The 1,778-nt window shown below is 71.7% G+C and carries 1 protein-coding gene and 1 pseudogene; one reads left to right on the plus strand and one right to left on the minus strand.

The annotated features are described in order from the left end of the window. Nucleotides 1–208 precede the first annotated feature (208 nt). The gene (locus tag ACWF94_RS39900) at nucleotides 209–934 is read right to left on the minus strand and encodes a GOLPH3/VPS74 family protein (RefSeq protein WP_453500102.1); all 726 of its coding nucleotides are present in this window, start codon (nucleotides 932–934) and stop codon (nucleotides 209–211) included. A 230-nt stretch (nucleotides 935–1,164) separates the two neighbouring features. Here ACWF94_RS39900 and ACWF94_RS39905 point away from each other — a divergent pair. Beyond that, a pseudogene (locus ACWF94_RS39905) lies at nucleotides 1,165–1,778 on the plus strand (hypothetical protein); the annotation flags it as partial.

Raw genomic sequence — 1,778 nt, forward strand, 5'->3', positions numbered from 1 at the left:
AGGCAGCGCTGGGGCTGCCTCGCGCGCTCAGGTGCGGCTCCCGAACCGGGTCGTAGGCACTCAGGTGCGGAGGGTGTTGTGCTGTCGGTGCTGCTGACCCGGTGTACTCGGTCCTTGCGGTACTGCGGACTGCGGTAAAACGGTCCTGCTGGTCCTGCTTTTGCGCGGTGTCGCGATTGTTGCGAGTGGTGCGGGTGCTGCCGGTGTTTCAGTGCGCGGCGACGCGGGCCATTCCTCCGCGCCGCGGTTGCATCGAGACGGCGGCCTGACGGCTGCCGCTCGCTGCGGAGGGATTACGGCGCGGCTGCGCGGCCACACCGTTCTGGACGTCCATCACGGCGTGCGCCACGAGTCCGCCCATAGGGTCGTGCCTGATGAGATCCCGCAGACGGGATCGCGAGGAACGCCCCTCATTGCCGGGGTAGAGGTGCTTGCCGAGTCCGACCGCATGGGCCAGCGCGGCAAGCGCCGCGGTCCGCGGGTCCGGCGGAACGCCGGTGCGGATCGCACTGTCCAGCCGGGCCCTGATATCCCGGCTGATCGCCGTCTCCGTCGCCTGGTAGCGAGTCGTCGGCAGTACTCCGCACATCTGGCCCGCGACGGCATGCACCATGCCGCAACGCTCCAGATGAGCGAGGTAGATCTGGCGCAGCCCCAGGCGGGGCCCGCCGATCCAGTGAACCGCGCGAACCGGACTGCCGCGTCTGCGCAACAGCTCCAGTGCGGAGTCCAATGTCGGATCTCCTGTCGGCCGTGGCATCACCACGGCGATACGATCCCCGTCTGGGGCTATCCGTCCTGCCAGAGCCAGCTCTACTAGCTGGGCTCCGGCCAGGCCGAGGTCGAGCGACTGCGGCTGCGCTGTGGTACCCGTGGCCGGGTCCAGAGCGAGCAGCAGAAGCTCTTCCGGAAGTGATCTGCGGCTCCTGCCCATCCATGCCTCCCCGCGTGGATGAATGACAGGGTGACCCCTCTCACATTGGTCTGTCGAGAGCGCCTGGGTGCTTTGTATGGGAACCGTTAGGTATGTCGTTCTCGTCTAGGCGCAGGGGCCGCGTTCTCAGACAGGACACTGGTAGATGGTTCGGACAACACGGGCTGTCGGTATCCGGCACCCCGGAGTGCGCACGTACGGCAGCGGCGCGCGATTCACGAGGAGGCACGGTGGCGGGCGAGTCCCCCGACAAATCGGAGCAGCGGAAGTCGTCGGGGGAGACGACTCCGGGCGAACACGACCCGCGGCTCGCGATGCTCGGCCGGACGGCGTCACCGGGTGCGGACCAGCCCACGGCGGTCTTCCGGCTCCCCGGGGAGCGGTCGGCCGAAAGCGGCGCTCAGACGGGCGCTGAGGCGCGTTCTGAGCCCCTTGCCGGGCGCGGGCGTACGCCGGGGACAGAAACGGGCTCGATCGAGAACGACGCACGGCTGCGGTCGGCGGTGGCCGCCTGGGTGGCGTCGGCCGACGCCGAGCCCGCCGTCGGGGCCTCCGCCGAGCCGGGCGCCTCGGCGGAGACGACCGCGATCCCCGAGGCCGCCGCCGAGCGGACCGCCCTGCTCCCGGCGGCCGCGCCGGCCGCGCCGGGGCGGGATGTGCCGGGGCCGGACGTGCCCGAGGCGGACGCCTCCGAGGCGGCGGACGGTCTACGCGACACGGCGCCGGACGACAGCGAGGCCGGAGCCAGGGCCGGTGCCGGGGCCGGGGCCGGGGGCGACGGCGGAGACGGCGGAGACGGCCGGTCGTCGGACGCGGCCGACGCGACCGGGGACCCGGTCAAGGG

It is taken from the genome of Streptomyces sp. NPDC055078 (assembly GCF_053607985.1).